The 5727-nt window shown below is 28.5% G+C and carries 9 protein-coding genes and 1 pseudogene; all 10 read left to right on the top strand.

Annotated elements, in window-relative coordinates; genetic code table 11:
* Positions 1-457 (top strand): annotated as a pseudogene (locus tag Q0C22_RS06210) (signal recognition particle protein); the annotation flags it as partial.
* 14 nt (positions 458-471) lie between these two features.
* Positions 472-708, top strand: a complete 237-nt coding sequence (gene rpsP, locus Q0C22_RS06205) for a 30S ribosomal protein S16 (RefSeq protein ID WP_025392875.1) — start codon at positions 472-474, stop codon at positions 706-708.
* Between the two features lie 4 nt (positions 709-712).
* Positions 713-943: a KH domain-containing protein gene (locus Q0C22_RS06200; RefSeq protein WP_025392876.1), complete on the top strand. Its 231-nt coding sequence runs from the start codon at positions 713-715 to the stop codon at positions 941-943.
* A gap of 3 nt (positions 944-946) precedes the next feature.
* Positions 947-1606: a tRNA (guanosine(37)-N1)-methyltransferase TrmD gene (gene trmD / locus Q0C22_RS06195; RefSeq protein ID WP_291492847.1), complete on the top strand. Its 660-nt coding sequence runs from the start codon at positions 947-949 to the stop codon at positions 1604-1606.
* The gene (rplS, locus tag Q0C22_RS06190; RefSeq protein ID WP_291492845.1) at positions 1599-1946 is read left to right on the top strand and encodes a 50S ribosomal protein L19; all 348 of its coding nucleotides are present in this window, start codon (positions 1599-1601) and stop codon (positions 1944-1946) included. Before trmD ends, rplS begins: the two co-directional genes overlap by 8 nt.
* The gene (locus Q0C22_RS06185; RefSeq protein ID WP_367172118.1) at positions 1918-2286 is read left to right on the top strand and encodes a YraN family protein; all 369 of its coding nucleotides are present in this window, start codon (positions 1918-1920) and stop codon (positions 2284-2286) included. Before rplS ends, Q0C22_RS06185 begins: the two co-directional genes overlap by 29 nt.
* Positions 2273-2809 (top strand): molybdopterin-dependent oxidoreductase, encoded by a 537-nt coding sequence (locus Q0C22_RS06180; RefSeq protein ID WP_291492844.1) that lies wholly within the window; start codon positions 2273-2275, stop codon positions 2807-2809. Before Q0C22_RS06185 ends, Q0C22_RS06180 begins: the two co-directional genes overlap by 14 nt.
* Before the next feature lie 60 nt (positions 2810-2869).
* Positions 2870-4123 (top strand): chromosomal replication initiator protein DnaA, encoded by a 1254-nt coding sequence (gene dnaA / locus Q0C22_RS06175; RefSeq protein WP_291492842.1) that lies wholly within the window; start codon positions 2870-2872, stop codon positions 4121-4123.
* A 299-nt stretch (positions 4124-4422) separates the two neighbouring features.
* Positions 4423-5055, top strand: coding sequence for an AAA family ATPase (locus Q0C22_RS06170; protein WP_291492840.1), 633 nt, complete (start codon positions 4423-4425; stop codon positions 5053-5055).
* 26 nt (positions 5056-5081) lie between these two features.
* Positions 5082-5318, top strand: coding sequence for a hypothetical protein (locus Q0C22_RS06165; RefSeq protein ID WP_291492838.1), 237 nt, complete (start codon positions 5082-5084; stop codon positions 5316-5318).
* Positions 5319-5727: the final 409 nt, after the last annotated feature.

The following is a 5727-nucleotide window of genomic DNA, read 5'->3' as shown; positions in this document are numbered from 1 at the left end:
TAGAATTCTTGGTATGGGTGATATCTTAACGCTTATTGAACAGGCAAAAAACCAGATTGACGAAAAAGAACAAAAACAACTACAAAAAAAGCTTAAAAAAAATCAATTTACACTGGATGATTTTTTAAACCAGCTTAAAAAAATTCAAAAAATGGGTTCAATTACAAGCATTATAAAAATGATACCCGGACTAAACAAAATTAAAATGGCAGATACAAATGAATTCGATATTGAGCTTAAAAGAATTACTGCAATTATACAATCAATGACAAAAAAAGAAAAAGAAAATTATAAAATTATAGATGCAAGCAGAAAAAGGCGCATAGCAAAAGGTAGCGGTACAGATGTTCAAAGCGTGAATAAACTGCTTAAACAATTTGAAGAAATGAATAAAATGATGAAAGGGCTTGATAAAAACAAAGCTTTGCATATAATGAAAAATCTTGGTAGAATGTAAATGGAGGTAAAACAGTGGTAGTTGTTAGATTAACTCGACTCGGCCGAAAAAAACGAGCATTCTTTAGAATCGTAGCTATGGATTCTAGAAAAAAAAGAGATGGCAGTGCTCTTGATATTTTGGGATACTATGACCCATTAAAGACCGAAGACAAAGTTAAACTTGATTTAGAAAAATATAATGCATGGGTTCAAAAAGGTGCGATACCCACACCCGCAGTTGAAAATTTAGTAAAATCACTAAAGAGGTGACAAAATGAAAGAACTAATTTCATGCATCGCAAAACGCTTAGTTGACAACCCGGACAAGGTTGATGTAAAACAAATTGATGGTGAAAAAACCACAGTTATTGAGCTTAGAGTAGATCATTCAGATCTTGGCAAGGTAATTGGCAAACAAGGCAAAACTGCCAGGGCTATGAGAACGCTTCTTAATGCAGTTTCCACAAAAATGGGAAAAAAGGCGGTTTTAGAAATTTTAGAATAAAAAATGAGGATTTACCTGTTGAGTATTTATCCTAAGGTATTTGAGTCCATATTTGATGATGGGATTTTAAAAAAAGCAAAGAAAATGCATTTAGTAGAATTTGAGTTTGTCAATATAAGAGATTTTACAAACGATAAGCATAGGACAGTTGATGATTGTGTATATGGTGGTGGGCCTGGTATGTTACTAAAGCCAGAGCCCATTTATAAAGCACTTGATTATGTTAAATCAAAAGATAATGACGTATTTACTGTTGTTTTAACACCCGAAGGAAAGCTATTTAACCAGCAAAAAGCAAAAGAATATAGACATAAAAAGTCAATTGCTTTTATTTGTGGCAGATACGAAGGATTTGATGAAAGAGTTAAATTACTTGCTGATGAAAAAATCTCTATAGGGCAGTTTATAATTAGCAGAGGTGAGCTTGCTGCAAGCATAATAGTGGATGCGATTGTTAGACTTTTGCCTGGCGTGCTTGGAAACAAAGAGTCTTTAAAAGAAGAAAGCTTTGAAAACGACTTTATAGAGTATCCCCAATACACAAGACCAGCTGAGTTTAGGGGCTTAAAAGTACCAGAAGTGTTGCTTTCTGGAAATCACGCTATGATAGCAAAATGGCGTAAAGAAAACTCAAAATTAATAAAAGAGGTTAGCGATGGATAAGCTTAGACTATTTGAGCAAGAACAGATCAAACAAAAAGAAGTGCCAAACTTAAGATCTGGCGATACTGTCAATGTACACATAAAAATAACAGAAGGCAAAAGAGAAAGGATTCAGGTTTTTAGCGGTATAGTTATATCAAGAAGAGGATCTGGTATAAACAAGACATTTACTGTTAGAAAAGAATCATATGGCGTGGGTGTAGAAAAAATTTTTCCTTTGTATTCACCTTCTATTGAAAAAATCGAAATAGTATCTCGTGGTGTGGTAAGAAGAGCCAAACTATACTACTTAAGAGAAAGAAGAGGCAAATCTGCAAGAATCAAAAAGAAAATTACTTAATTTTATTTTTGGTAAAAAATGCGAATACATAGCTGTTAATTACGTGAAAGCGCAAGGTTATGTTGTGCTTTCACGTAATTTTAGGTATAAAGGCGGCGAAATAGATATAATAGCAAAGAATGGTAATTCTATTGTTTTTATAGAAGTAAAAGGTAGGCGTAATCTATCTTTTGGAAGCGCAAAAGATGCAGTTAGCTACAACAAACAAAAGCGCATAATAGAAGGCTCGAGATTATTTATGTTAAAAAACAACTTAAACGAAAATGAATTCGATATTAGGTTTGATGTAATAACAATAGAAAATGATAAGATAGAATGGCTAAAAAATGCGTTTACCTAAAGGACAATATTTAATAAAAGACTTCATAGATGTAACAATAGAAAAAAGCATACCCCAATTAAATAAACTTGAAATAATCTATAAAGACGTTAAAAAGACTCTATTATATGATGAACTGCTGGGTTTAATCGATACAAAAGTAACACTTGATATGCACTGTGTAGATGGATGGAGTGTGGCAAATAATGAATTTGAAGGTATAAGTATAAATACAATTGCCTATTTAGTAAATGCAGTAAGTTTTAAATATATAGCTTTGCAATCAAGTGGTGGTTATAAAAGCTTTGTGTTTAATGATGATTCAATTAATAGTTTTATTTGTCTAAAAATGAATGAGAAACCTCTAAGCAAACCAAGAGGCTTTCCTATAAGATTTGTGGCACCAAACCTATATGCTTACAAATGGGTAAAATATTTAGAAAAAATCGAGTTTACAGATGATAAACCTTATGGTTATTGGGAAGATAGAGGTTATAGCCAAAGGGCGAGAGTAAATTTGCAAGAAAGATTTGAAAAAAACTAATTTTACAACTGTTCAATTACAACATTGACTTTTTAAAATATCTAAAATATAATTTAGTTTGTGTGGGATATATTTCTAGACTCATTTAAAAAAAAATTAGACATCGAAGATATTGAAACAGTATCTTTAATTGAAGCCAATAGTTTTAATAGTGAATTAATATCTCTTATAATACCAAACGAAGAAGCACGTCATCTTTTAAAAATGAAATACCGCAAGGAATTCAAAGAAACAATAGAACAATTATTTGAAAAACCACCAAAAATTGAGTTTATAATAAAAAAAGAGTTTAAATCAAACCTAAACCCAAGATATAAGTTTTCCAATTTTGTTGTTGGTCCAAATAATCAGTTAACATACGCAGCAAGTTATGCAGTAGCAGAAAGCCTCGGTAAAGCATATAACCCACTATTTATATATGGGGGCGTGGGACTTGGTAAAACACATATATTGCATGCAATAGGAAACCATATAAAAGAAAAAAGTTCAAAAATAAAAGTTTTATATATCTCAAGCGAAGAATTTACAAATGAACTCATAAATTCAATCCAATACAAAAAAATGACACAATTTAGAAATAAATTTAGAGAACTTGATTGTTTGCTTATAGATGATATACAATTTATATCAAAAAAAGAGCGTACGGAAGAAGAGTTTTTTCATACATTCAATACGCTTTATGAAAATCAAAAGCAAATAGTTATAACTTCAGATAAACCACCAAGTGATATTAGAGAAATAGAAGAAAGACTAAAATCACGTTTTAGTTGGGGATTAATAGTAGATATACAACCTCCAGAACTCGAAACAAGAATCGCAATAATTAAGAAAAAAGCCGAAAATTACAATCTATCCTTAACAGACGATATAGTAGAATTTTTAGCCAAAAATTTTGAATCAAACGTAAGGGAAATTGAAGGTATTATCGTAAAAATCAATGCATACTCATCTTTATTTAAACAAAAAATAGACATAGAATTTGTAGAAACCATACTCCAAGACGTTATAGAACGAAAACAAAACACACTTAATATAGAAAACATACAAGAAATTGTTGCAAAGCACTTTAATATTACCAAAGATACCATGTTATCTGGAAAAAGAGACAAACACATAATACTTCCAAGAGAAATCGCAATATTTTTATCCAGAAAACTCACACAACATTCATTATCCGAAATAAAAACTAAATTTAATATGAAATCTCATGCAACAATAATAAATGCATGCTCAAAAATTGAAAAAGAAATAGAAAAATCCCCACAAATCAAAGAAATAATAGAAAAAATTGAAAAAAACATAAAAAATGTCTAAAAACTTTTCAAAATATGTCAATAACTTCTTCGTCATTCTAAAAGTAATGCTGCAAGAATCTCCCCATTCTAAAGCGGTACTAAGTAGATCCTTAGCTGATTCCAAGGACCACCCCTTTACAAAAACAATATACTTTTCAACATTTTTAACAGAGTTTTTAACAAAAAAACTCATGAATTTAAACTACTATAATAAGCAAAAAACGTATTTTAAACAAATAAACATGTTTTATTATTATTGCTATATTTTTATATATTTTAAATATTTAGAAGAAAAAATTAATAACCACATATAAAACAATGTATTTAGAAAACATTTCAATACTAAACTTTAGAAACTATAAAGATTTTACAAAAACATTCAGTCCACAAAAAAATATAATAAAAGGAGAAAATGCAACAGGTAAAACAAATTTACTTGACTCAATATATATACTACTAAATTCACATAGCTTTATAAGAAAAAATTACATTAACAAAATTGAACAATCCACAATAAAAGGTACCATAAAAAAAGATATAACATACAATATAACAATACACTTAGGAAAGAACAAAAAATCATTAATAAACTCAAAACCTTATGGGCTAAAAGACTTCAAAATATTGTTTCCAAGCATAATATTTTCCATAAAAGATTTTTTAAACTTCAATGAAAAAAAATACATACTATCACTAATCGACAAATTTTCATTTATAGAAAACCCAAACATAATACAAATTATTTTAAACACAGCGAAACATCTCAAACTTAAACGTATCCTACTTGAAAAGAAAGACATCAATACAGTTAAAATAATAAATAAAAACATACTAAAAAATGTAGAAATTATCCAAGAAAACAGAAAACAATCTTTACAAAAAATAAACCTATACCTCAAAGACCAAAACTTAATAAACAAAAATATAAGATTGCATATTATGGATTTATAAAGGGTGAAATTCAAATAGGGTTATTTATGGAAAGTGTTCAATCAGGGACAACATGGACATCTGATTTGGATATTGCGGTAAAATTGTTATATGAGAAATGTTATGAATTAAAAAGCAGATATAAGATTTTTGTAGAATTCGCTGGTATTATAGCAGTATATTATCAAGTAATAGATAATAAAGTGAAAATAGTTAAAAAGCAGTTAGCAAAAGATATGACTGAGGAAATAGAATATTGTTTTAATTTTGATGGAGGAAGGTAAAAGATGAGGGCTTTTATTTTTGATATTGAGACATACTTTGAAAATGATCAACAAAAATTAACTAATAAACGTGAAAAGATTGGAAATATTAAATTTGGCATAGCAGTGGTAAAAATTTTAAACAAAGAAAAATTTTATATTTTTGAGGATAGAGAAAGTTTTAAAAATTTTATATTGTCATATACTAACAATAAGCATAAAGAAAAGGTTTATTTTATAGGGTTTAATATATTTAATTTTGATAATTTTCTTATTTTTTCAAATGAAGAATTAATTAAGTATTATAATATTTTGTTTAATAAAAATGGATTTATCTCTTCTTTTGGTAATATTATCATTAATGTTATCCTTTTTTCTTTTTCTATAATATCAATCATTTGTTTTAATTTTTCATCATTTAACCTTTCCA

The sequence above is a fragment of the Desulfurella sp. genome, from assembly GCF_023256235.1.
Taxonomy (GTDB): domain Bacteria; phylum Campylobacterota_A; class Desulfurellia; order Desulfurellales; family Desulfurellaceae; genus Desulfurella.
The sequence above is the reverse complement of the archived record's forward strand: the minus strand, read 5'-3'. Positions and strand labels throughout refer to the sequence as shown.

What these genes read in the sequence shown, in the direction of transcription:
- Q0C22_RS06200 (WP_025392876.1), top strand. Translation starts at nt 713, where the DNA reads ATGAAAGAACTAATTTCATGCATCGCAAAACGCTTAGTTGACAACCCG.
- trmD (WP_291492847.1), top strand. Translation starts at nt 947, where the DNA reads ATGAGGATTTACCTGTTGAGTATTTATCCTAAGGTATTTGAGTCCATA.
- rplS (WP_291492845.1), top strand. Translation starts at nt 1,599, where the DNA reads ATGGATAAGCTTAGACTATTTGAGCAAGAACAGATCAAACAAAAAGAA.
- Q0C22_RS06180 (WP_291492844.1), top strand. Translation starts at nt 2,273, where the DNA reads ATGCGTTTACCTAAAGGACAATATTTAATAAAAGACTTCATAGATGTA.
- Q0C22_RS06170 (WP_291492840.1), top strand. Translation starts at nt 4,423, where the DNA reads ATGTATTTAGAAAACATTTCAATACTAAACTTTAGAAACTATAAAGAT.
- Q0C22_RS06165 (WP_291492838.1), top strand. Translation starts at nt 5,082, where the DNA reads ATGGAAAGTGTTCAATCAGGGACAACATGGACATCTGATTTGGATATT.